Consider the following 23,393-nt stretch of genomic DNA (forward strand, 5'->3'; position numbering starts at 1 on the left):
ACCACTGTGCAACCACCCAAACCGGCCACTGAGCCGGGTTTTTACTTTGGAGGGGGTGATCGTATTTTATACGATTGCACCAAATTTATGTAACTAGCTGTTTTTAATGCGGATTGTGGAGAGTTGGCGCAGAATTGATTCCGGGGCAGTAATCAGGATAATAGCGGCTAACGGCTGGATCTTCCTTCGGTCGGCCCATTATTGAGATGTTATGTGATAGTCGACTAGAGAAGTACTTTATGGGAAATGAAATCGAGAATGGAGAAGCTATACGCTCTCTACTTTTAACAATAGCTCCGGATATGATCGCTGCATTAATCTTTATTGCAGGGCTATTTGTTATTTTTTGGGCATCTATTGATATTTATAAAGAAAAAGGGTTCTCTTGGCGGAAAGTCTTACCAATATGTCTCGCCGGAAGTATCGCAGTTGAGCTGAGTGTTGTAGCAGCTGAAATATATTTAGAGTGGGAAGTAGTAGTATACATTGAAGCTATTGGCACTATTGTATCGTCAAGCCTATTTTTTGTGGCTGCTTTAGCTTTCATGAGATTTGTAAACTATACAAAAAACACATGACAAGGTACTCAAGCGGAACGAAGTTCTGCGCACTTCGCCCTTCGCAAGGCGTTATATTTCACCATGAATAATGTACTGTATTTACTTCTTGCTCTATCTCCGTTGGCCGAAGCCTGTGAATTGACTAAGGAGTATCGTGAAGCGCGGGCCCAAGTAGTAAAGGATTCCCGCTATGCATTTGAGGCTTGTACTAGCTCGGTAGATGCTTATCACTACTGGCAAGAGGTAGCTCAATGTGAGAAAGAAGGCCGTGGTAAAAACATTGGTGGCGGGTGTCAGCATATTATTGCTAATCGTATTTCGCCAGTTGAGCGTAACTATGATCACTGCCAAGGCTACAAAGTTACCACCGAGGAGCTAAAAAAATACTTCGAGGAGTACGTGAAGTTCCACAATATAACAAGGTGTTCAACCACCGCTACGCCTTCGGCTCCGCAATTTTCCGCTGCTAAAGACGTTAAATGGTAAGAGTAAGATGGAAATCAATCATATATTCAGATTTGAAAAGCTAAGAGATGGAGGCTCTCTTATAGTATCTTTTCAATCTAAAGACTCGTGTGAGTATTGGGTGATGTTCCCCATCGCTAAATATGATGTAAAAGACCCGAAGTTTAAGGTCCCAGTTCTGGTCAATAGAGCAACTGGCATAGAAGTTAATCTTAGCCCAAGCGGAGCCATGCAATGGCTTAAAAAACTAAAACCATTTTTTGAGCAAAGATCGGAGTTGCCACATGTTTCAAAAGAACTAGAGTCAGAAATATTGAATAGAATGATAGTTCTATGTCAAGAAAACGTTTAACAAGTAAATGCAGCCGACGTCAAAACCGCTGCTTCGTCTTGGCTTTTCGGCCCCTGCTGGCGACGTTATATTTGGGAGGTTGCTAGATTGTCAGAAAGAACAAGAAATAAAGTTGCTACTTTCGGATTGATGGTGCTTTCATTGTGGTCATTTTCTCTTGTTCTGTTATTAGGGCCTGTTCACACTAATTAAAGTATCGACAATAAGCGCAAAGTGAATAAAAAACGTGAAAATAACATCCAGTTTGTCAAAACGAGAGAAAATTCTTCTGAAGCCCTTCAGGCGTCGAAACAGCCTCTCCACTTCATTTCGCTTTTTGTATGCCTCCACGTCGTATTTCCAGGTGCTCAATCGGTTTCTCTTCGGTGGCACGACAGGTTCCATGCCCAGATCGAATACCAACTGCCGGGTTTCATTACCCTCGTAGGCCTTGTCCATGATCACTTTGGCACCATCCCAACCGCAGTTCTCAAGGCTTTTCAGCAGCTTTCGGCCCTCCGGAGCGTCTCCAGCCTGTCCCGGTGACAGCGAAAATACTACGGCGCGGTTGTGGCCAGCTGCAACCATATGAATCTTGGTGGTCCATCCTGCTCGTGATTTGCCGATAGATTGAGGACCGTTTTTTTAACGCGCCAGTGCCGTCTGGATGAACTTTAACAGCTGTAGAATCAAGAGAGATATGATCGACCTGGATATTGATCACATTATTTTCCTGGAGGGCCAGAAAGACCCTACCCAGTACACCTTGCTTGGCCCAACGATTCGCCCGCATGTAGACGCTGTGCCAACGGCCGAATTTCTTGGGCAGACCTCGCCATTTGCAACCATGCTCGGCTATGTAAAGAATGGCGTTCAGCACTTGTAAGTTGGATATTTTCACGTTGCCGCGCTGGAGGGGCAGAAAATCTTCGATAATTTTGTATTGTTGTGTTGTAATTTCCATGAAGGGATTATACAGGATTTAGTGTGAACAGGCCCTAGCTTATTGTGTTTATGTAAGAGAATTTCATGGGGCTATTAGCTTGCATCGAGCAGCAAGTGTATTTCACTCAGTGTTTAGTGCTGGATTGTTTGTTTCGCTATTTACGTCTGTATTAAGTTTATCAGCGTTTTTTAGTGCACCGAAAAGGCAGGCTGCTTTGTTACTCTTATTGAGTACCTTGGTATTTGGTGTTGCCTTTATTTACGTTGTGCCCCTTGTAATTTCGTGATTTAAATAAAATCGAGTCAGGGGGTGTTTCTAGCCCAGCCTCGCCACACCACCGTGCAACGACCTAAACCGGCCACTAAGCCGGTTTTTTAATGCCTAGAGCCCAGGTTCCACAATCTAGAGCCACTGAGGGGAGAGCGCATGGAGGGGTTTAGAGTTCAGGCAGCAGATACCCAGGGAGACAAAGTGAACCTACAGCCCACTCGTATCCCGAAACTACTGAGGCTTGCCAAAGGCCGCGATTGCGTCCGCTGTGGTAATAACGAGGGCAGTACCGTAGCCGCCCACTATCAGGGCCAGCGCAGCCACAGCTACGGCAAAGGCAGGGGAATCAAGCCCCACGATGCCATGGCTGCACATCTTTGTTATCGCTGCCACGCTGAGGCGGATAGCAGTGGTCTGGGTAACTGTCCCGAGGCCCACAGCGCCCGCTTTCTGCTGCTGATCATCATTACTCAAATGAATTTGCTTATGGAGGGTCGCATCACCGCACGAGACTATGCCCAGGCCTTCCTGCTAAAGCTGTGCCGCAATACGGCGGAACTTATGGAGTGTGGAGAGCCTGAGCTTCACGACATCGCCTGCCGCCTGGCCGAGTGCTGGGACTCAGGTGAGATCGCTATCGCCTCCCGGGGGCCATGGTGAGCAGCTTTGTGGGGGTGGGCCCATGACCCTGTAAGATCAACGAACAAGGCAGTTACCGTGCCCGTCAGCGCAGGACACACCAATTTTATTAATTGAGCAAGGATTTTGTCATTTGACGAAAATGTCAGAATAGTTATAGTTGGCGGCTATGTAATCTTGGGTCAGTAATGCCGCTATTCGAAAGTAATAGATAAGCTCTAAGATAGCGATTCGGGAGATATTGACCATGGTGATCAGTATATAAATGTTAGGCTTCTTAAAAGGTCCTGTAATGTTTAGATATGTGTTGCTTACAATGATAATTTTTACATTAGTGGGCTGCGGCGGTGTTGAGTGCACGAAAGAATCTGAAAGAGTAGATGTTGCCAAAAAATTATCACATCAACAGCTCGAGTCTCTTTATACAGAAGCTGTCAAACTCATTTCTCAAGCTGGTATGCCCCTATTAACGGAAGGGAATATTCCAAAGGAGTTTGATCTAGTCAGCCCGAAGGCCGTTATGGTGAAATCGAAATCTGTTTGGCTGTATCTAGAGAGTTGCAGTTTTGACAATAAGGTAGTCGTCTTTATTACGCAAAAGAGTCCAAGCCAAGGTAATATTGTTCTCCGATGGGGGAGGCTCCTGAGTCAAGAACAATCGAGTTGTGGCGCAAAGCCTAACAAACTCCGGCACAAGCGCGCACTACGTGTGCTGGACTCGCAACAAGTTGCTCGTCTATACAGTGGGTGTTAGGCATCTCATAAATTAGCAATATAGTGATGAATAAAATTAAAGCGAATAATCACTATGTGCCACAGCTTTACCTGAAGCAATGGGTGGATAGTGAAAATAAAGTATGTATTTATAAAACTTTAGTTTCCCATGAAAATGAGAAAATATGGAGAAAGAAATCAATAGCTTCTATTGCTTATCAAAAACACTTATATACACAGTTAATTACAGGTTCTGAATCTGATGATCTTGAAAAGTGGCTCGATAAAAACTATGAATCCCCAGCTCAAGCACCCATATATAAAGCTGTCAATGATAAAAAGTTATCTAAGCATGATTGGTATGTGCTTGTTCGATTTTTAGCATGTCAAGATGTCAGAACACCAGCAAGATTATTAGAGCATCTTTCTCGGCAAAGTCACAAGCAGGAACAAATCTTGCAAGATATTCTTGAGCGAATAAAACATGACAGTGAAAATGATTTGTTGCTATATTCCGGTGCTGCAGAGGATTCATGCGAACTTGATAAATCATTCCCACTTAAAGTAAGAGTCGAAAGAAATCCAAATGATAGTGAAATGGATAGATTAAGAGTAGAAAGTTACATTGGACGGGCTACATGGATTCATTCATTAAAACATTTGTTGAAATATTCTGAAAAGGTCCTTCATCAGCACAAATGGTCAATTATTAAGCCTGCAAGAGGCTATTCTTGGCCTACAAGTGATAATCCTGTAATTAAACTGAACTATACAGATGAAAATAACTATGATTATGGTGGTGGCTGGGGAAGAGAGAGAGGTAATATCTTTTTTCCGCTAAGTCCACAACATGCAATGTTTGTTCAAATAGGTGATAAGCCTATTTTAAAAGGTACTAGATTAAGTGAGGCTTTAACAAAACAGGTTAAAAAATTTATAGTTGAACATGCACATAGATCCATATTTTCAAATAGTTATGATAAAGAGGTTATCAAGCTTCGCCCTAGAATAATTGATCCGAATGCCGTCAAAAATGAGGAAAAGCAGATTAAAGATTGGCATGAACAAAATAACAAATTCGAAAAAGAATTCTTTTAAGTAGAGTTGGTTGACTGATGTCTAAAAAATCCAGGGGTCTCACCTGCATCGTGTTCCCTGAATTTGGCGCTAGAAATCAAAGGAGATACGATGAGTGGAAAATAGACCTTCAAATTACAGAATCGATACCCGACCTCTAACTTGGGGTGCCCACTCAAAAAAATTGGACAGTCCAAGATATCCCTTATCATTATTTTCAATTGACACATTTTTGTACTTTTGCGTTTTAGGGATATAAATCAGCTACTTTGCGATTGTTGTCTCTGCCAGACATTCAATCATCCAAACTGGCTACTGAGCCGGTTTTTTTACGCCTGGAGAAAGCTACTTCCCTAGGTCTCACAATCTGGAGCTAATGATGCTTGGTGCAATTTCTGCGATCTCCGGTCTTGAATCACCCCGAGTTTGTCGGAGGCAATTTGATTTGAGTCATGCCGCTTGGGCAGACTCGGTTTGTTGATAATACAGGTTTTCGTATTCAGCTGGAGGCATATCGCCAATTGGCCCAAGAATACGGCGATGGTTAAACCAGTCGACCCAGGTCAAGGTTGCATGTTCAACCTCATCCAGCCCTTTCCAGGGACCTGCCCTGTGGATGACCTCCGCCTTGAATAAACCGTTGATGGTTTCTGCCAGTGCGTTGTCGTAGGAGTCGCCGACACTGCCGACTGACGCCTGAAAACCCGCCTCACTAAGCCGCTCGGTATATCGAATTGACAGGTACTGACTACCTCGATCACTGTGATGGGTAACGCCACGGGGCTTACCTCGCGCCCAGAGTGCCTGCTCCAGAGCATCAAGCACAATGTCGGTTTGAAGGCTCTTTAATACGCGCCAGCCAACAATGTGGCGGGAGAATACGTCGACAACGAATGCGACATAAACAAAACCAGACCAAGTTGCGACATAGGTTATGTCGGCCACCCAAAGCTGGTTGGGGCGCTCTGCCGTAAACTCGCGATTCACCAGATCCAGCGGCTTATCGACCAGCTCATCCGGGATAGTCGTAACGCAACGTTTGCCTCTTCGAACACCTTCCAATTGCAGTACCTTCATCAGCCGTTCAACTGTGCAGCGGGCGACCTTTACGTCTTCACGGTTAAGCTGCTTCCAGACCTTGCGTGCACCATAGACGCGGTGGTTTTCTTCGTAGATCCGCTGGATCTCAGGCTTCAGCTCATCGTCACGTTGAGCGCGCGCACAGCGTTGCTCTGGATTGGCCTGTAGATGCTTGCAGCGGTAAAAGGTCGACGGTGCAATCGGCAGAACCTCACAGATTGACTCGACACCGTGCGCCTCACGTTCCTGGTCAATGAATGCCACCATTACTTCGGTTTGCGGTCGAGCTCCGCCTGGGCGAAAAAAGCGGCAGCCTTGCGCAAGATCTCGTTAGCGCGCTTCAGCTCACGGACTTCGCGCTCCAGCTCTTTGAGGCGGGCTGCGTCGCTGCTGGTGGTGCCGGGTTTAGTACCATTGTCGACTTCCATCTTGTTGACCCATGATCGTAGGGTCTCGGGTGTGCAGCCGATCTTGGAAGCGATAGATGTGATCGCTGCCCAGCGTGATTGGTGCTCGTGCTCGCCGGTCAACACCATGCGAACTGCGCGTTCCCGTACTTCGGGGGAGTATCCAGGTCGTTTGCTCATTGGCTAATTCTCTCAAGAAAGTTAGCCTCCGAGAAACCCGGGGTGATTCACTACCTGGCTACGGTGATAGATCTGTACGCCCGCCGTACCGTCGGTTGGGCGATTTCAGAGCAGCCGGATGCGGCTCTCACGGTGAAAGCTCTGGAAATGGCCTGGGAGCAGCGAGGTAAGCCAAATGGTGTCATGTTCCACTCGGATCAAGGTAGCCAGTATGGGAGCCGTCTTTTCAGGCAGCGGCTATGGCGCTGCCGGATGAGACAGAGTATGAGTCGTCGTGGAAATTGCTGGGACAATGCTCCGATGGAAAGACTGTTCCGCAGCCTGAAAAGCGAATGGGTACCGTCTCTTGGCTACGCCTCCATCGCAGAGGCAAGCCGGGACATCAGTCACTATCTGATGACCTACTACAATTGGGAACGTCCCCATCAGCACAACGATGGTATACCACCCGCAAAGGCGGAAGAAAAACTTAACTTACTGTCCGGAAATAGTTGACCACTACAAAGATATGGGCTCGGAGATAACTACAGACGTTTTACCCGCATACACGGGGCTAAACCGCTAGGGCTTTAATCCCAAAGCTCTAACCATAGGTGTTCCCCGCATACGCGGGGCTGAGGTGTTCTACAATATCTAACCACTTGTAAAGTGGGAGCCAGAAATTACCTTGGTAGTTTATGGTTTTTCTGTTTAGCACGATTTTGTTAAGATGGATTTGCAACGCAAAGGATAGGAATATTGAAGATTCGCTTAAAACAAGCACGCAAAGCTGCTTAATGAGTTGGCTCGCTCCATGATTACTTGCTGGAATTAACTGAGCGAACTTAGTGCCGCTCAGAAAAGGTGCAGGACAGGTTTTTGTTTGCCTATGGCCTACATCCATGCACCATGGGCGGAGGAAAGTGCTTGGTCTGCACAGCGCACATTGCAGTGTTTGGCAGTAGAGTCCGTGAACTACAGAAAGCAGTTCAAAAAGGACGAACCGAACTGATGGAAGTTCAGATGACGCAGTTCGCTCGTTTAGCTGGAATCTGAAAAATGGAAGTATGGATAGATCTTTTTAAGCGGCAGCTTATTTTCGATCTAAGATTCTTTTGGCTTGAGCCAATACAAGTTTCACTGGGTTTGTTTCAATATAGATGTCAGATGTTGCTGGTCATTGTTGAGCTATCGGGTATTAGGCCCGTTGCCGTGGGCATATAAAACAGCGCACTTGGCAACGATTGCCAAAAAACCAATCCGAACAATAACACCAAAAAGAGTGGTCCAGTGCGATTATTTATTGCAGAGAAATATGAGGTTGCCCAAGCCATCGCCAATACGCTTGGCAAACCCCAGCGCGGCGAGGGTTACTATACTTGTGGCGGCAATGTTGTTACCTGGTGTGCCGGTCACATGCTGGAGCTGTGTTCACCTGAAGATTACGATCAAGCCAACAGACAGTGGACCCTGGAAAGTCTGCCGATTATCAATATTCCCTGGAAGTATCGGGTAATCGAAGGTCGCGGTAAACAGTTCCGAATTATTCAAAAGCTGTTGAAGCAAGCTGATGTCATCGTCAACGCCGGCGACACCGATGCCGAGGGTCAGCTATTGGTAGACGAGATTTTGGAATACTGTGACAACCAGAAGCCGGTTAAACGCATCCTGATCAATGACAACAATGAGAAATTGGTCCGTCGGGCTCTGGGAAACTTAAAAGACAACCGCGAGTTCTATGGCCTGTATCAGTCGGCGCTGGCGCGAGCTGTGGGCGATCAGCTGTATGGATTCAATATGACCCGGCTATACACACTGAAAGGCCGCGAGAAAGGCTATGACGGCATTCTGAGCGTGGGGCGGGTGCAAACCCCCATCCTAGGTTTGGTCGTAGCCAGAGACCGAGCCATCACTGACCACAGCAAGGCCTACTTCTACACTATCAAGGGTCAGTTTGCGGTTGACGACCTGGACTTCCCCGCACTCTTTCGAGCCCCGAAAGGTGCGCCTCTCGATGACAAGGGCCGCATTGAATCCGAGGAGTACGCCCAGGGTATTGCCACAGCCTGTAAAGGCCAGTTGGCCAAGGTGCTGTCAGTCGAGACCAAGGACAAGCAGGACGCGGCCCCACTGCCCTACGATCTGCTGGAGTTACAGGTGGATGCCTCCCGAAAATTCGGGATCAAGGCGGACAGGACCTTGAAAATTACTCAGGAGCTGCGCGAGAGGAAGCTAATCACCTACAACCGCAGTGATTGCCGTTACCTGAATGACGAGAATCATCAGGATGCACCGGATGTGCTGGCGACTATGGCTGAGAATGCGCCCCTCTTCGCACCCTTTATTGGGAAGGCTGATCCAGCGTTGAAAAGTCGCGCCTTCAACAACAAGAACGTCACGGCTCACCACGCAATAATCCCGACTCAGGGGAAGGGCGATGTTTCCTTGCTGACTGATCAGCAACGCAATATCTACTTGCTGATATGCCGGGCTTATATTGCCCAGTTCTAGCCACTGAAGAAGTCCAAAGTCACCAGCGTGGACTTGGCGGTAAAAGGGCATCATTTCCGCGCTACCTATACCCAGGTCATCAACCCGGGTTGGAGTGCTTTGTATAAAAACGACAAGGACAATCAGGAAATCGACAACAGTCAGGGTGATGACGCGACAACTGAGGATCTATCCGTGCTCTCTGAGGGCGCAGAAGGGCTATGCAACGACTGCGTTGCAGAGAAGAAAGAGACCAAGCCGCCGAAGCCCTACACCGAAGCCTCATTACTGAAAGATTTGAAACGGGTCGCGAAATATGTGAAAGCCCCGGAAATTGCCAACATGCTCCGCGATAAAGACAAAGATAAGAAGGGGAATCCGGTGGCATCGGTACACCCGCCACCCGCGATAGTTTTATCCTAAAGCTCAAAGAGCGCGGATTTATCGAAGAGAAGGGTAAGAACCTGGTCAGCACCAAACTGGGTCAGGACTTCCACGATACTCTCCCGCACATGGCGACCGCACCGGATATGACTGCGCTCTGGCATCAGCAGCAAAAGGATATTGAGGCTGGTAATATTAAGCTGAAAGCATTTCTTCAAGGGCTGGTATCCACAGTCACCAAAGAAGTCGAGGAAGTGAGGGCGCGCGGATTGGATATCGAGGTCAAGGGCCACCATTGCCCCACTTGCAAAAAACACCTCCTGCGCAAGACAAAAGGTAAATCCGGTTATTTTTGGGGCTGTAGAGGTTATCCCGACTGTAAGGCCACTTTTCCGAATAAGGGCAGCAAACCGGATTTTAATTCCAAACCAAAATCCACCGGCCAGGCAACCGATCACGCTTGTCCAGAATGCGAGAAGGGTAAGCTGGTCAAAAGAACGGGAAAATCAAAGAAAACGAAAAAGTCCTTTAACTGGTATGGTTGCGATCAGTTCCCGACCTGCAAGGCTCGTTTTTTCGAGAAGGATGGTAAACCGGAAATTCCTGATCAAGAAGATGCTTGATCAGTTTGTTGCAAAAAGTTCCTTTCCTATAATACAGGGAGGGTGTCTACTGCAAACAAGGTGCTGTACCCGATCTTAAACTTGGGAATGGATATTCACAAAAATTGGACAGCCCAAGGAGATAGAGCAAAGTCACTATCAACAGAAAATCCCAGATCTAATCCATTGTAAGTTTTTGGCTGACATCACTTTGGTTGTTTTGTGGTTTTGGCGTATATTAATACCATCAGGGCGCACAAACATACGGATTCCTGCGCGCTGCTGGTAATGATGATTTGACCCGGGCCACAGAGAACCCCCTGCAGTGGTACAAGTAGTCTGACAGCGTCTTGTGCTGTGGAATAATCCTGGCTACGTCTAAAGGGACGATATCTACAGAGTGCCCAGGGGCGTAGTTGAATTTTTTGACTTGTTGCTTGGCAAGGCTCTGTTGCTATTAGCTATCCCACAAACCGTCAAACTTGAATTTCATATTTCTTCATCACATAACAAAACCAAGGGTATGGTCTCTTTCTGCTTCAGAAATCAAAAAAATAAAGTAATTCAATTAGTTACATCACAGGTATGTATTGGCCTCTATACTTTTTGAACGTAAAAAAGGGCCTGCGATCACTCCTCCCCACGCCTGCCGGTTTTGCGCTTTTCCTTAACCAGTGAAATTGGAAAACGCCGCAAACCCCCGCCAGCCGTGGGCTGTAGCGATTTTCGGGATTTCACAAATTGAAGAAAAATGAAGAGAATTGAAAAGATTTTTCACAGGCCAAAATGGCTGAAAGCCAGTAACCACGGGGTTTTCCCGGTGGTGATGGAGTTTTGTGCTTCATCTTCGAATCTTCTCGATCTAGGTATTCTCAGTACCGGCCAACTCATGACGATTCACAAGCACAAAGAATGAAACTAGTGTCAAACCGCCCTAGGCAAGCTCTTCAAAGCCATCACTGCCGAACTCGGGCTTACCCCGCGTATTGACGCTGACCTGGCCCAGATAGCTATCCCCCACCTGGACCAGACCGAGAGCGATGCCAACCTCTTAACCCGCCTCGGCAAGCGCCGCGATGCCGTCGCCACCATAAAGGCCGGGCGGCTGTTGTTTTTTCCCATCGGCAAAGCCACCAATGCCACCGGCGCGCCTCTGCCCACCGCCACGATTCGCCGCAGTGATGGCGACCGCCACCGCTATCATATCGCCGACCGCGACGCCTATAGCGGTGTGCGTGCCTACTGGCACGACCAGGACGGCACCGACCGCAAAGGGGTACTGGTGGGGATCAGCGGCGATGCAAAACGACTCAAGGAAACCTTCGCCAGCGAACAGGAAGCGAAAGAAGCGGCAGAGGCCAAGTGGCAACGCATCCAGCGCGGTTTGGCGACTATGAATTATGAACTGGCCCTGGGCCGCGCCGAACTTTACCCGGAACAGCCGGTGCGATTTTTGGGGTTCAAGCCAGAGATTGAGGGGACCGAGTGGCTGATTGCCCGCTGTAGTCATAGAGTGGGTGAGCGTGGTTTTACCATGTCTGTTGAGCTGGAAACCCGTAAGTAAAAGCCTGCTTGCAGGTCAATAAAAAGGATAGAGCAATATCGAACTTCAAAACCGAGCGTGCCCAAATATTACAGGCAAAAGGGATATCCATTGAATGCAAAATTTGTCATGCTGCGTCCGATTAGAAGAGAGCATTAAAACGCCCGGAATTTGCCAAGGCCAATGGATGCACCGTCGAGGACCTGCGGCACGACCTGATGATTTTTATCAAACAGTGGGAGCAATCGCTCTAGGTTTCGCTGCCGGTCCCCAGCTTATCGAATATCCTGTCGGTAGTGGGTTTCCCCTTTCTCATGGGTGGTTTTTTTGCATAAAGGCAGTGCCGATAATTTGCAATCTAGACTTGTTGTGATGCGGTGCTAGACATTTGATAATGTGGCGGTACCACTTTTAAAACTGATCGGCCCGGCAATATTGCTCTCTATCTCAATATAAATCTGAAGAAAAGGTGTTAAGCCTTATCGGGATTCGGTTTGTTGGGATCCAAAGGTTCTTACTCGTCATCAGGAGTTTTAGTACTGCTTGAAGGGACTCTTTTGTCTTCATGTAGCTTAAACATAGAAAACCAACTTCGTTGGCTACATACCTTCAGGGTATCAGTAACTTTTATCGTATTTGGTTTTTTACGAGTGCCACCTGTTTCAGTGATGACTTCCAAATCTGGATTTTCGATGATCATTTCATGAATGTCGTCACTATGGGCTGGTGTCTCGCTAAATGTTTCAGCATAGAAATCGTTAATTCTCATTGTGTCACCGGACTTGGCAACTAGGCGTGGTATATCATCATATAAACTTTCCTTTGCAAGATGTCGAGAATCGCTATTAAACAAGTAAAGTTGGGTGGCTTCCGAAGGATCATATGACAGCATATTCAAACCCGATTTACCACAGTGGGCCTGTGCTTCTCCACAATCATGAAGGACGTCGTTGTAAACTTGACGTGCACGATAGTTATTTGAAAAATGCATTAGCCAATACCTCCAGCCCTTCGGATTATTTATTGAAAAAGGACTTATATATGTGGCACATCCCTTGAAGTACCTAAAGACCACTATTTCCGCTTCAGATAGCCACTCTTGCTTATTTATATTTTTATCCTCAAGGAGATGAAAAATTTTTTCTTTTATCTCAGGCTCTAAAATATTTGAATTTATTGATCCGGGAGATAGGTAAGTTAGCAAGCTTCCTATCATATAAGTTAGTAGGACTTCTGCAGATCTCCAAGATTGAGTTATGTCTCTAATTACACTTGAGGTAACGTTCGCATATCCACACTGATCAAGATTAAAGAATACATTATTGCATTTGGCTTGCAGCAAGCGTTTCTTTATTTCTGGATATAATCCATCAAAATCTTTGCAAAAATACTCTGTGTAAATTATTAAATCTTGACGCTCCTCTTTTATGCCGGCTAACAAAGGGGATATATTTTCTTTTAGATGATCAATCGCAGATCTACTCTTATCGTTTAAAAGCAAAAGACATTCTATTTTTATGGTCTTCATTCCCCGCCCTAACCGCGAGACATTTATTTCATTTATTGTATTTTTTAGCGCCTCGACAAAAATTAAGGGAGATCCAAGGCTATCACATGCATATACTCCAGCTCCTGAAAAGGCATCCACGATAGAAACCTTAAATTTTTCGCAGTGTGGCAATTGACAACGAGTCAATAAATATTTTCTAAAGTATTCCTTTAAAATTCTATGCTTTTTCTTTGTGTGGTCTTCAAGTACAGCGCCGCCTTCCCAGTCATAGCTCTTCTTTGCCACAACAAAATCCCTCTCAATGTTAAAATGATATACACTCAATTAATGGCATGTTGTCCCAGGTTCTGCCTTTATATTTTCGTCCGTTAGCTTTCTTTGAGCGCTTTTGATTATCTTTGCCCCAAGACCCCCACTGCTTGAAGAAAAAGGCAGTATTATAAATTTCACACTGCTCATGGATTTCATCTATCCATTCTTCTTTGATCGGGCGTGCTTTACATCCACTTTCTCCGCCGACAATCGCCCAGTGAATATCACTAAGATTTACTTTCCCGACTGAGCCAATTAAAGGTTCAAAAGAGATAAACCTAATGGCCGCAGAGGTTCTTCTTAAAAAATTAATTCTCATTTTCACGTCTTCTGACTCGACGGTAGTGCCAAGCCAGACATTTGGTAAAATATATTTCACTTTTGATGAGACAAATTTTCTCATCCGCTCCGGTCGCTTTGTTAAAATTTGGTAATTATGATGTGGAGTCTCCTCCATAACTTTCCAGACTTCCAGAATAAACTTATCGCTAACTTTTTCGTGGAATAAATCACTCATTGAATTTACGAAAATTTTTCGAGGCTTCTTCCAACGATAAGGGATTTCAAGAGATTTATGGTCTAAACGAATATTACCGTTCCACACCACGTTATTAGTTCGTTTTTTTGTTAGGCCCTTGTATTTATCCACACCCATCATTTCTAGGCGTCTTGCCATTTGCATGGCATAGCAGTTCTTGCATCCAGAACTGGCTAAAGAACAACCAGCCACTGGATTCCAAGTGGCATCTGTCCATTCTATTTGTGTCTCAGCCATGTGTATAACTCTAATGTGATGACCTAATAGAGGTGAGCTTACTACAACTAAAATTTTGTGACGCAATGGTTGACCATTATAGATGAAATATGCGCCATTTCTTATTTCAGTCTTCCCTATTAGCCTATTAAGAGAGGATTTCAAACCTCTTCATCACATGACAAGGTCAATAGCGATGTTTCACTACACTGTCAAAATGGAGAAGCCTAGAGAATTTAAGCAGTTAAAAAGAAGAATGGCGCAAAATTTAACATTTCCTGATGTCTCGAAGGAGCCTGCGATCACTCCTCCCCACGCCTGCCGGTTTTGCGCTTTTCCTTAGCCAGTGAAATTGGAAAACACCGCAAACCCCCGCCAGCCGTGGGCTGTAGCGATTTTCGGGATTTCACAAATTGAAGAAAAATGAAGAGAATTGAAGAAATTTTCCACAGGCCAAAATGGCTGAAAGCCAGTAACCACGGGGTTTTCCCGGCGGTGATGGAGTTTTTTCTGACTCTTGGATCTTTTCGTTCTAGATGTTCTCAGTGCCGGCCACACCACGGTGATTCACAATTACAACGAACGAAACTGGTGCCAGACCACTCTCGGCGAACTCTTAAAAACCATCGCCGGCGCCGGGTAGGACTTTACTTGCTATTGAGCTGGAAACCAGTACGACTATAAAAGGGGTGAGTTGTACCGGTTTAGTGGTTATTTTTTGAAGTATACTAACTGGGTTATTTTTCCTCGAATAAATATTAATCCGCTGTTGCTTTCCCTCTGCAAGTTAGATCAGCCTTTAAGCGGCTTAGTGGCTTTATGGCCCGACCATTGAAGCAAAGCTTAATTACTCAGTAGAGATTGGATATTCGCCGGCCATCTTCACACTCGCGGTAACCACAAGCCCATGGTGGCCGCGAAGATACCAATGCCCATAAACACGGTCAGCGGCAACAGTGTGCTTACAAAAGCAATCTGGATACCCTGTCCGGCTTTGCGCTTTTGACAATAAAAATACCATTCCAGCATGGCCAGCGGCAGCAGATAATTACCAAAACCCAGAGTATACAGAAATGGCCCGGTAAAGGATTCCCAGTGGATCCCCCACCCGTCGGTTAGCACCGCCCAACCCATCAGGGCCACACGAAAGAACCATACCGCGCTGGCGACCATAAAGAGACGCAAGGCCCAGCGCCGGTGCTCGGTAATGCGCCCAGCCATTGCATTGCGCACCGCCAGAAATGCAAACGCCAGAATCAGTATGCCGTCGACAGTAATACCGATCTGGGTTACCAGGTTGCCAACGGTGTGCCGCGTCCAGGTCATATACAGCCCACCAATACTGCTGACCATGGCCGCCAGAAGATAGCTACGCCCCAACCAGCGGTGGAAGGCAGGTGCATGCCGGCGTACCGCGGGAACCAGTTGCAAGGGGCCTCCACCGATCACAATCACAGCCAACAGAACGTGACTCACCGATGCCAGATTACCCAGTGTGTCGCCCTCGCGGAAGCCTGTAGGCAGGTGCAGGCCCTGCAGTCCATGCAGTCCGGATTGCGCAATGGGCGGGTAAAATACAGCCAGAATATAGGCAAGGAAGATGGCATGCCCGATTGCCGCAACGTAAAACCAGGTTTTTACCGTCAGATTAACAGCCCGCAGGGTATCGAATGGTCGCGGCAGTGTTTGACTGAGTACAGCATCGTTCATGGTGTTCCTCCAGGCGGTTATGTAGCGGGGCCGACGCTGTTTGGTCTCGGTACTGGCTCATCTAGGGCGTCGTCCTCGCGGGCTTGGGCTGAATATGCCTGCCGAACATGGTGGGCTTTTGTGGGGCTCCGCACATCCGCCACAGGCAGGAATCTGGTCTCCCCCAAAAGGTGGAGATGATCCTGTTCCCGCCTCCGTCGGAAGTCCCATGACAGCTGGCCGAGCCTGGTTTAGCATGCGGGAATGAAATCGCCGTCCCCCAAAACAGCTGCGTCGAATCCGCTCAACGCCGGCTCGGCATTACCCAGGCTTCCGGTGTGGCAACCATTCCGCGGGCCCTTCCAACGCTGGCCGCACCTGACTGATCTGCTTATCGCCCTGCTTATGTTTTGGCTGACGCTGCTGATGTGGTCGGACGACGACGCGCATGAGGTGCTGGCCCTGCAGAGCCTCTGGGATGTCGTTGCTTTCCAGTGTGCGTTCGTCGGCTGCTTCGTTCTATTATGGCGCCGCACGCATCCCTGGCAGGTACAGACCGTTATTCTTGGCGCCACGATATTACTGGAACTGGGTTTGCCGGCAGGTGGTATCGTCGCTATGGCGGTTTCGCTGTACAGCCTTGGCCGCTACGAGACCAATACCCGAGCCAGTTTTATCGCGGTCGTCGCGACGCTGATTTTTGTGGCGCTTGATCAGAGCGTTCTGGTTCAGCCCACAGCCGCTGGCACGGTGACGGTCATGCTGGTATGGGCGCTGTGGTACATCGGCCGCCGGCTACGCTTTCGTGGCGAGTACCTGCGCTTGTTGGAGGAGAGAGCGAAGTATTTGGAACGCGAGCGCAATGCCGAATCCGAGCGGGCTGTGGCGGCGGAGCGCACCCGAATCGCGCGCGAGATGCATGATGTGGTGGCGCACCAGGTCAGTCTGATGACGGTTCAGGCAGGTGCCGCCAGAGCCATTAGTCGCAATAACTCGGAGGCAGCCAGTAAGGCCATGGCTTCAGTAGAAGCAGCTGGTCGTCAGGCCATGACAGAGATGCGGCATTTGCTCGGCGTGCTGCGCCCTGCCAGTGACGAGAGTACACTCACTCCGCAGCCGAGTCTCAAAAACCTGCCTGCCCTGATCAAACAAGTCCGACAGGTAATAGCCTGGGTCGACTATGAGCCTCACGGCGCGCTGGAGAATGTGCCGACCAGAGTCGCCCTCACCACTTATCGCATCGTTCAAGAATCATTAACCAACGTCATCAAGCACGTCGGCGCCGCAGCCGAGGTGTGCGTGAGTGTGCGCGCAGAGGCCGGCCATATTGCGATTCGTGTTCGCGATGAAGGACACGCTGCGGCTGAGCAGCCCATGGTTGTGCAACCAATCGATGGACAACCCAACGGCGGGCACGGCATCGCGGGTATGCGCGAGCGCGCGGAACTGCTCGGTGGCTTTTTGCGTGCCGGCGTGGTCGATGGCGGTGGTTTTGAGGTGTATGCACAACTACCCACAGGAATGGGGAGGGGATAATGTTGCGAGTGATGGTGGTGGATGATCAGGCCCTGGTGCGGCGCGGTTTTGCCCTGGTGCTGGACAACGAGCCAGACATCGAGGTGGTGGCAGAGGCCGGCACCGGCATCGAGGCGATTGAGGCCGCGCGGCAACGGCAGCCGGACATCATCCTAATGGATATCCGCATGCCGGAGATGGACGGGCTGGAAGCCACAGCGCGCATATTGGAAGCGGGCGACGCTACTTGCCGGGTCATCATCCTGACCACCTTCGATCCCGATGAATACGTGTTTCGCGCGCTGCGGGCGGGCGCCAGTGGTTTTGTGCTGAAGGACATTCCGCCCGAGGCGCTGGTAGAGGCGGTGCGGACCGTAGCGGATGGTGGTGCCATGCTCGCGCCAGCCATCACCCAGCGCCTGATCAGTCAATTCGCGCAAAAGTTGGGAACAGGACGTAACTTGGCGGAACGCTTGGAGCGTTTGACTACCCGGGAGCGCGAAGTGCTGGCGGTGATCTCCGATGGCAAGAGCAACGCTGAGATCGCGGAGGCCCTGTTTATTGGCTCTGCCACCGTCAAAACCCACGTATCCAGTTTGCTGTCCAAGTTGGGACTGCGCGATCGCGCCCAGGCCGTAGTATTTGCCTACGAATGTGGTCTGGCCACTGCGGGGGAGCGAGATGTTGGCTTTTAGTGCAAAAAATGTGACGCAACGCAATGCGCTATACCGCCTTGCCGCCGGAGGCGCGGTACTGCTGGGACTATTTCTCATCCTGGGGGCCCATGGCCATGTTGTCGCTATTTGGCCGATGGTAATCGACGAAAGCATTGTCATACCACGTCGCTTGCTGCTAATGCTGCCCGGTGTGATGCTCATCGGCACCGCCGTGTTGAACATCCTGCTCTGCAAACCACTCTGGCAAGAACGTGGTTACGCTCTCAACGTTACGCTTGCCGGCAATCTGATTGCCATGAGCTATTTGGTCTACCTGATGATACGAGGTGTGCCAAACCACCCCGTTGGCGCTTTCCTCACGCTGGAGATGTCGTATGTCATCTTACTGGTGGGTATTCGGGCGGATCTGGTATGGCCAGCGACGACGAAAACGCCGGGTGAGACAGGTACAGGTAATCCCCCCATTCTTACCCGCAACCAAAAGTAGAGGTTAAGCCACCATCAACGGTGGTTTACCGCCATTTGCTTTGTGTGGCCGGCGGTGATTGTAAAACCATAACCATTCAGTTGCATAACCCTGAACCTCTTCAAGGCTGTCGAAGAGGTGCTTGCTGAGCCAACTATACCGAATGGTTCTGTTGGCTCGCTCGATATAAGCATTTTGTTGTGGTTTGCCTGGCTGGATGTACTCGATCCGTATTCGCCGCTTTTTCGCTCATGCTACAAACTCATGACTGATGAACTCAGGGCCATTATCACAGCGGATAGTGCTGGGCTGGCCCCGCCATTCAAGTAGCTGGTTGAGAGCGCGAGTCACACGTATCGTTGGCAGTGAAAAACCGGCCTCGATTGCCAGTCCTTCACGCCTGTAATCATCAATGACATTGAACAGCCTGAAGTTCCGGCCATCGCTTAGTTGGTCATGCATAAAGTCCATTGACCATACTTGGTTCGCTTTTGTTGGCTCTTTCAGAGGTTCTGGTGCCTGGCGCTTGAGGCGACGTTTTGGCTTTATTCGCATATTTAACGCCAGCTCACAGTAGATCCGGTAAACGCGCTTGTGGTTCCACCGAGCGCCCTCCACGTTACGTAGGTAATGAAAGCACTGGCCAAAGCCCCAGTCACTCTGCTCATTTGTTAACCGGATAAGCCAATTGGCAATCTCCTCGTTTTCATCGCTGAGAACAGGCTGATAACGATAGCAACTTTCACTGACACCGAAAGCAGCACAGGCAATTCGAATACTGATGTACCGTGTGGCTACGGCTTGCCGCGCCATCTCCTTTCGCCGAGATGGCTTTACCACTTTTTTGCAGAGCTTCCTGAACGATTTCAGCCTTCAACCGCTCTTCGGCATACATCTTCTTGAGGCGCCGATTTTCATCCTCCAGTTCCTTCAGGCGGGCCATCATTGAGGCATCCATGCCGCCGTACTTGGATCGCCACTTATAAAAGCTCGCTGAGCTCATACCGTGTTCTCGGCATAGTTCAGGCACTGGCACGCCGTTTTCGGCCTGCTTGAGTATCGCCAGAATCTGGCTGTCGCTGTACTTCGATTTTTTCATGCAGAATCTCCTGTGTGTATTTTACGGGAAAATTCTACTTTTGGTTCCGGTGGGTTTTCGGGGTGATTACCCATCGATTCAAGTAGTAGTCTAGTTTTTCACTTATAATGATAAACCTTATCTGATTTATTATGGCTACACCCAGTGTGCCGACTCTTGAAATAAATAGTACGATTATTCCCAGAACTGCCATCCTACTTATTATTAAACCTGAATTGAATGCCGATAAAATCCTATCCTCATTTGGTGTACTTTAAGTGCCTGCCGCTATTTCAAAAGCCTTCACAATTTTCCGATGATCAAAAAGTCAGCGGTTCACGCTAAACCCCGCATGATATAAGATGCTCAACAAGGTGCGGTCAAAAAACATACAGCAAAAAAGGGCCACTGGTCACTCCTCCCCACGCCTGCCGATTTTGCGCTTTCCTTTACCCAGTGAAATTGGAAAATACCGCAAACCCCCGCCAGCCGTGGGCTGTAGCGATTTTCGAGATTTCACAAAATGAACACTTTTGAAGAAAAATGAAGAAGTTTTTCACAGGCCAAAATGGCTTAAAGCCAGTAACCACGGGGTTTTCCGGATACCTTGCCGCTGTGAGAAGAGAAAGATGGAACGGTGCCAGTGGTTCCTTTTAACGTCACAAATCGTAAACAAAAACTTCTATACCCTTAGAAGTCAGGCTTTCCAAGACAATCGGCTCTATTTCTTCCCAGGTGCCCCCAGCAAGCCCGCATCCAATCCTCGGCATATGAACTGAAGCCGCTTTCTCTAGTGCATAGTCCGCAACTTGCATAAGGCCCTCCCTGATCGCTCCATAGCGAACAGGAGCGGGAGCAGTTTTGTTCCTAGGGGAGCGTACACCATGCTGGCCGATAATATTCGCTACCGTCAGTGTTTCCTCTACCTCAACGAACTGGACACTACCCAGGCTGGGCTTTGCCTGGCCCGTAAACCACGCCTTGTATTGCAGCTCGGGTGCTTTCCATTTCTTACTGAGAGCCATAACAAAGCCCCGGCCCCATTTCCCCACATCATTGCAAACATGAACGATAACAGCGCTGCCATCTGCCTGGGGGTTGGTTGCATCGCCTTTGAGGTAATGAATATTCACTAGGCAGTTGCTTCCTTCCACTTTGCCTCAAATTGCTGTGGAGAAATGGTTCTTATATCGAACTCCGGCTGTTCTGCAATTTCTGTCAATGGTGGAACCGGGGCAATACCTAGCTTGGTTGTTTTGGAGGTTGCTTTGTTAGAGGCAAACCCCAGGGAACCGTCTTTGAAGACTTCTACCTTGCGGGTTTCAAAACGCTCGCCGTTCAGTTCACTGTAGAATTCTACCGGGCTATCTTCAGGGCTGTTATGCCACTTTGAGTAAATATAGGAAGACATGGATAACCTCACTCTAATTTCTGCCGTGTCCGGCAAGCCTGTCGCTGATGTCTAGGGGTTTGGAATTGGGGACAAGGTGGACGTGCTTTCTTCCAAGTATCACATTTAAGCCTTTGACATTCACATTAATATGATGAGTGAACCGGTGCCCGGCCCAGGGAATATTGAAGAATATCATGGAGAGTTGGCCGGGCCTTTTGGAGCCTGGGGTAATATCGCTGAGATATTGGCCGTCACCGAAGCGCGCGTCTTTGGGGTTATTAGCTTTCAGTGATGGGTAAATAGATTGGCTTTCAAGAATCCCGGTGTAACCAATTTGATTGGTATAGTGGTACAGAATTCGATCCATAGGAACCTCCCTTGCCTATGTTCTGGCATCACCCTCCAGCTTATTTTCCAGAGCGCGAAACCTCCAATGTTTATCCAGTTTTAATTAGCTTGCCTGATTGTCTATGAATTGAGATCTGGTTTTTATTTTCAAGGTTCTAATTTGGTGTCGGTAGAGGCCACAAGGTTTTTACTTATTAGATTTGCCTGGAGAGCGGGAAAGTAAAGTTGTGTGGACGCTTTGTGGACACTTTAACGAAAAAAGGCGATATCAATTTATTGATACCGCCTTTTTGTTCTTGTAACTCTATGATTTACAAGTTTTTATTGGCGCGCTCGGTAGGATTCGAACCTACGACCGCCTGGTTCGTAGCCAGGTACTCTATCCAGCTGAGCTACGAGCGCGTTATGGCTTCAAACTATAGAGAATCGGGTTTTGCCAGTCAAGTGGTTTTATAAGAAACTCCTTAAAAATCCGTAAGTTAGCAAATATCCCCAGTTCTTTAATGTCCAGTTGGGCGCGAATTCTGCCGCGCTGGGCAGAAGTTTGCAAGCCCTAATCGAAAAATAGTTGCCTTTGCCGGTTCGGTATTCGGGAGCTGCGCCTATATCCACTTGCTTGTGGGCCTGATTTTGCTGTGTGGGGCGACAAGTCCGTCAATTCCACGAGGTGGGCTATTTTGCCTTAAATCCTACCCTGTCGACCCCCGGTGGATTTCAGGTTTTCTCCCCGGGTAACTTGAGATGATACGGTAGTGTCCGGCAAATCGAGCTGTTTGACCACTGAATAATGAATGCTCCTCGCTGCTGTGTCATATTGACCAAATTGATGACTGTTGAGAGAGAATTCCAGACATCCATGTCTGGCGCATACTTAGAGGAGGGGATGATGCGTGTGATTGAGTTGTCGGGGTATGGTGGCCCGGAAGTGATGCAATTGGTGGAATTGGCCAAACCGGGGATTGCGACAGACGAGGTGTTGATTAAAGTGGCGGCGGCCGGAGTTAACCGCCCGGATATCGTACAGCGTAAGGGGCAATATCCAGCCCCCCCAGGTGCGTCGCCAATCCCGGGTCTTGAAGTGGCCGGAAAAGTGGTTGCTGTGGGTGAGGCGGTGCGGCGCTGGCGAGTGGGCGACAGGGTATGTGCGCTGACGAACGGAGGTGGTTACGCAGAATATGTCGCTGTTGCTGAAGGCCAGTGTTTGCCGATTCCGGCCGGACTTTCTGAGGTTGAAGCGGCGGCTCTGCCTGAGAATTTCTTTACTGTCTGGACCAATGTGTTTGACCGGGCCAAATTGCAAAGTGGAGAAACGCTGTTGATACATGGCGGTTCCTCCGGTATTGGTACTGCGGCAATCCAATTGGCATATCATTTGGGCGCACGGGTTTTTACCACAGCGGGCTCAGAGGGAAAGTGTACGGCCTGTGAAACACTCGGTGCGGAAAGGGCAATCAATTACCGGGTGGAGGACTATGTGCAAGTCGTGCGAGAAGCCACTGGAGATCGCGGTGCTGATGTCATCCTGGATATGGTGGGAGGGGACTATATTGACCGCAATATAAGTGTGGCGGCTTATGATGGCCGGATTGTCAATATTGCCTATCAGCGGGGCGCTGAGGTGCAGGTCAACATGCTGCCGGTCATGCTCAAGCGCCTGATATTGACCGGCTCTACCCTGAGACACCGCACGGCACAAGTTAAAGCGGAAATCGCGCACGCACTGGAGGCCCGGGTCTGGCCGTTGATTGCGAACGGCAAAGTTCGCCCGCAGATAGCGGCGCAGTTTCCGCTGGAGCAGGTGGCAGAGGCGCACCGACTGCTGGAAGCAGGTAAAGTTATTGGGAAAATCGTGCTCACTGTATAACCCGACCTTATATTGGTCGTGGAGCAGTACCTAAAAAGGGGCTCCTTTCGAAGCTCGGGCAGTGGGCCAATGCGTCTGCCTAACTAGGGCAGAGTCCCAGGTTTTTTCTAGTTATTCATG

The 23,393-nt window shown here is 48.6% G+C and carries 19 protein-coding genes, 1 tRNA gene, 3 pseudogenes and 1 other annotated feature; of the genes and pseudogenes, 13 read left to right on the forward strand and 10 right to left on the reverse strand.

The genetic code is table 11. From position 1 onward, the window contains the following. Positions 1-239 precede the first annotated feature (239 nt). From M8T91_RS06840 to M8T91_RS06850, 3 genes are all read left to right on the forward strand, one after another. A complete protein-coding gene (locus tag M8T91_RS06840) occupies positions 240-578 on the forward strand; it encodes a hypothetical protein (RefSeq protein WP_301418099.1) in 339 nt (112 codons plus the stop codon). Between the two features lie 63 nt (positions 579-641). After that, complete coding sequence (locus M8T91_RS06845; protein ID WP_301418101.1) at positions 642-1,046, forward strand: hypothetical protein; 405 nt, start codon at positions 642-644, stop codon at positions 1,044-1,046. A 7-nt stretch (positions 1,047-1,053) separates the two neighbouring features. Further along, positions 1,054-1,377: a hypothetical protein gene (locus M8T91_RS06850; RefSeq protein WP_301418103.1), complete on the forward strand. Its 324-nt coding sequence runs from the start codon at positions 1,054-1,056 to the stop codon at positions 1,375-1,377. Between the two features lie 168 nt (positions 1,378-1,545). Here the strand turns inward: M8T91_RS06850 and M8T91_RS06855 are convergent. Continuing rightward, a protein-coding gene (locus M8T91_RS06855; protein WP_301416470.1) for an IS5 family transposase occupies positions 1,546-2,320 on the reverse strand; the annotation gives its coding sequence in 2 pieces (ribosomal slippage) (positions 1,546-2,002 and positions 2,001-2,320; 777 coding nt in all). 408 nt (positions 2,321-2,728) lie between these two features. Here M8T91_RS06855 and M8T91_RS06860 point away from each other — a divergent pair. Next, positions 2,729-3,232, forward strand: a complete 504-nt coding sequence (locus tag M8T91_RS06860; protein ID WP_301418105.1) for a hypothetical protein — start codon at positions 2,729-2,731, stop codon at positions 3,230-3,232. 759 nt (positions 3,233-3,991) lie between these two features. Continuing rightward, positions 3,992-5,023, forward strand: a complete 1,032-nt coding sequence (locus M8T91_RS06865) for a DUF4238 domain-containing protein (RefSeq protein WP_301418107.1) — start codon at positions 3,992-3,994, stop codon at positions 5,021-5,023. 429 nt (positions 5,024-5,452) lie between these two features. Here M8T91_RS06865 and M8T91_RS06870 read toward each other — a convergent pair. Beyond that, positions 5,453-6,669 (reverse strand): IS3 family transposase gene (locus M8T91_RS06870; protein ID WP_301413860.1). Its coding sequence is split into 2 segments (ribosomal slippage): positions 5,453-6,381 and positions 6,381-6,669, totalling 1,218 coding nucleotides; the frame shifts between segments, so codons are not numbered across the junction. Then, positions 6,275-6,391: a sequence feature (AL1L pseudoknot), on the reverse strand. Its footprint overlaps the gene before it by 117 nt. A gap of 48 nt (positions 6,670-6,717) precedes the next feature. Between M8T91_RS06870 and M8T91_RS06875 the strand changes: the two are divergent. The 4 genes and pseudogenes from M8T91_RS06875 to M8T91_RS06890 all read left to right on the forward strand — a co-directional run. Beyond that, a pseudogene (locus M8T91_RS06875) lies at positions 6,718-7,164 on the forward strand (IS3 family transposase); the annotation flags it as partial. 774 nt (positions 7,165-7,938) lie between these two features. Continuing rightward, positions 7,939-9,561, forward strand: a pseudogene (locus tag M8T91_RS06880) (DNA topoisomerase). Further along, on the forward strand, positions 9,555-10,145 hold the full coding sequence (locus M8T91_RS06885; RefSeq protein WP_301419037.1) for a topoisomerase DNA-binding C4 zinc finger domain-containing protein: 591 nt from the start codon (positions 9,555-9,557) through the stop codon (positions 10,143-10,145). Before M8T91_RS06880 ends, M8T91_RS06885 begins: the two are co-directional and overlap by 7 nt. A 1,087-nt stretch (positions 10,146-11,232) precedes the next feature. Continuing rightward, positions 11,233-11,688, forward strand: coding sequence for a phage late control D family tail protein (locus M8T91_RS06890; protein ID WP_367317751.1), 456 nt, complete (start codon positions 11,233-11,235; stop codon positions 11,686-11,688). 493 nt (positions 11,689-12,181) lie between these two features. Here the strand turns inward: M8T91_RS06890 and M8T91_RS06895 are convergent, their stop codons facing one another. From M8T91_RS06895 to M8T91_RS06905, 3 genes are all read right to left on the reverse strand, one after another. After that, positions 12,182-13,462 carry a three-Cys-motif partner protein TcmP gene (locus M8T91_RS06895; protein WP_301418109.1) on the reverse strand — a complete coding sequence of 427 codons (1,281 nt, stop codon included), beginning with the start codon at positions 13,460-13,462 and terminating at the stop codon, positions 12,182-12,184. 19 nt (positions 13,463-13,481) lie between these two features. Then, positions 13,482-14,264 (reverse strand): DUF5131 family protein, encoded by a 783-nt coding sequence (locus tag M8T91_RS06900; RefSeq protein ID WP_301418111.1) that lies wholly within the window; start codon positions 14,262-14,264, stop codon positions 13,482-13,484. An 861-nt stretch (positions 14,265-15,125) separates the two neighbouring features. Further along, positions 15,126-15,953, reverse strand: coding sequence for a DUF2306 domain-containing protein (locus M8T91_RS06905; protein ID WP_301418113.1), 828 nt, complete (start codon positions 15,951-15,953; stop codon positions 15,126-15,128). 243 nt (positions 15,954-16,196) lie between these two features. Between M8T91_RS06905 and M8T91_RS06910 the strand changes: the two genes are divergently transcribed. The 3 genes from M8T91_RS06910 to M8T91_RS06920 are packed head-to-tail and all read left to right on the forward strand — an operon-like array spanning position 16,197 to position 18,611. Further along, positions 16,197-17,468 carry a sensor histidine kinase gene (locus M8T91_RS06910; protein WP_301418115.1) on the forward strand — a complete coding sequence of 424 codons (1,272 nt, stop codon included), beginning with the start codon at positions 16,197-16,199 and terminating at the stop codon, positions 17,466-17,468. Beyond that, positions 17,468-18,142, forward strand: coding sequence for a response regulator (locus M8T91_RS06915; protein WP_301418117.1), 675 nt, complete (start codon positions 17,468-17,470; stop codon positions 18,140-18,142). The genes M8T91_RS06910 and M8T91_RS06915 overlap by 1 nt, the downstream gene beginning before the upstream one ends. Then, the gene (locus tag M8T91_RS06920; protein WP_301418119.1) at positions 18,129-18,611 is read left to right on the forward strand and encodes a hypothetical protein; all 483 of its coding nucleotides are present in this window, start codon (positions 18,129-18,131) and stop codon (positions 18,609-18,611) included. The genes M8T91_RS06915 and M8T91_RS06920 overlap by 14 nt, the downstream gene beginning before the upstream one ends. A 3-nt stretch (positions 18,612-18,614) precedes the next feature. Here M8T91_RS06920 and M8T91_RS06925 read toward each other — a convergent pair. The 5 genes and pseudogenes from M8T91_RS06925 to M8T91_RS06945 form a co-directional block, all read right to left on the reverse strand. Continuing rightward, a pseudogene (locus M8T91_RS06925) lies at positions 18,615-19,689 on the reverse strand (IS3 family transposase). A 638-nt stretch (positions 19,690-20,327) separates the two neighbouring features. Next, on the reverse strand, positions 20,328-20,801 hold the full coding sequence (locus M8T91_RS06930; protein ID WP_301418121.1) for a macro domain-containing protein: 474 nt from the start codon (positions 20,799-20,801) through the stop codon (positions 20,328-20,330). Then, positions 20,801-21,079: a DUF6881 domain-containing protein gene (locus tag M8T91_RS06935; protein ID WP_301418123.1), complete on the reverse strand. Its 279-nt coding sequence runs from the start codon at positions 21,077-21,079 to the stop codon at positions 20,801-20,803. The genes M8T91_RS06930 and M8T91_RS06935 overlap by 1 nt, the downstream gene beginning before the upstream one ends. A 13-nt stretch (positions 21,080-21,092) precedes the next feature. Then, positions 21,093-21,428 carry an HYD1 signature containing ADP-ribosyltransferase family protein gene (locus M8T91_RS06940; protein ID WP_301418125.1) on the reverse strand — a complete coding sequence of 112 codons (336 nt, stop codon included), beginning with the start codon at positions 21,426-21,428 and terminating at the stop codon, positions 21,093-21,095. A 306-nt stretch (positions 21,429-21,734) separates the two neighbouring features. Beyond that, positions 21,735-21,811, reverse strand: a tRNA-Arg gene (locus M8T91_RS06945). Between the two features lie 481 nt (positions 21,812-22,292). Between M8T91_RS06945 and M8T91_RS06950 the strand changes: the two genes are divergently transcribed. Then, the gene (locus tag M8T91_RS06950; protein ID WP_367317752.1) at positions 22,293-23,273 is read left to right on the forward strand and encodes an NAD(P)H-quinone oxidoreductase; all 981 of its coding nucleotides are present in this window, start codon (positions 22,293-22,295) and stop codon (positions 23,271-23,273) included. Positions 23,274-23,393 lie beyond the last annotated feature (120 nt).

Origin of the sequence: Microbulbifer sp. MI-G, assembly GCF_030440425.1 — a bacterium.
GTDB lineage: Bacteria > Pseudomonadota > Gammaproteobacteria > Pseudomonadales > Cellvibrionaceae > Microbulbifer > Microbulbifer spongiae.

Excerpts from the sequence above, each read along its gene's own strand:
- M8T91_RS06840 (WP_301418099.1), top strand. The coding sequence starts at position 240 with ATGGGAAATGAAATCGAGAATGGAGAAGCTATACGCTCTCTACTTTTA.
- M8T91_RS06845 (WP_301418101.1), top strand. The coding sequence starts at position 642 with ATGAATAATGTACTGTATTTACTTCTTGCTCTATCTCCGTTGGCCGAA.
- M8T91_RS06850 (WP_301418103.1), top strand. The coding sequence starts at position 1,054 with ATGGAAATCAATCATATATTCAGATTTGAAAAGCTAAGAGATGGAGGC.
- M8T91_RS06860 (WP_301418105.1), top strand. The coding sequence starts at position 2,729 with ATGGAGGGGTTTAGAGTTCAGGCAGCAGATACCCAGGGAGACAAAGTG.
- M8T91_RS06865 (WP_301418107.1), top strand. The coding sequence starts at position 3,992 with ATGAATAAAATTAAAGCGAATAATCACTATGTGCCACAGCTTTACCTG.
- M8T91_RS06900 (WP_301418111.1), bottom strand. The coding sequence starts at position 14,264 with ATGGCTGAGACACAAATAGAATGGACAGATGCCACTTGGAATCCAGTG.
- M8T91_RS06905 (WP_301418113.1), bottom strand. The coding sequence starts at position 15,953 with ATGAACGATGCTGTACTCAGTCAAACACTGCCGCGACCATTCGATACC.
- M8T91_RS06910 (WP_301418115.1), top strand. The coding sequence starts at position 16,197 with ATGAAATCGCCGTCCCCCAAAACAGCTGCGTCGAATCCGCTCAACGCC.
- M8T91_RS06915 (WP_301418117.1), top strand. The coding sequence starts at position 17,468 with ATGTTGCGAGTGATGGTGGTGGATGATCAGGCCCTGGTGCGGCGCGGT.
- M8T91_RS06920 (WP_301418119.1), top strand. The coding sequence starts at position 18,129 with ATGTTGGCTTTTAGTGCAAAAAATGTGACGCAACGCAATGCGCTATAC.
- M8T91_RS06935 (WP_301418123.1), bottom strand. The coding sequence starts at position 21,079 with ATGTCTTCCTATATTTACTCAAAGTGGCATAACAGCCCTGAAGATAGC.
- M8T91_RS06940 (WP_301418125.1), bottom strand. The coding sequence starts at position 21,428 with ATGGATCGAATTCTGTACCACTATACCAATCAAATTGGTTACACCGGG.
- M8T91_RS06950 (WP_367317752.1), top strand. The coding sequence starts at position 22,293 with ATGATGCGTGTGATTGAGTTGTCGGGGTATGGTGGCCCGGAAGTGATG.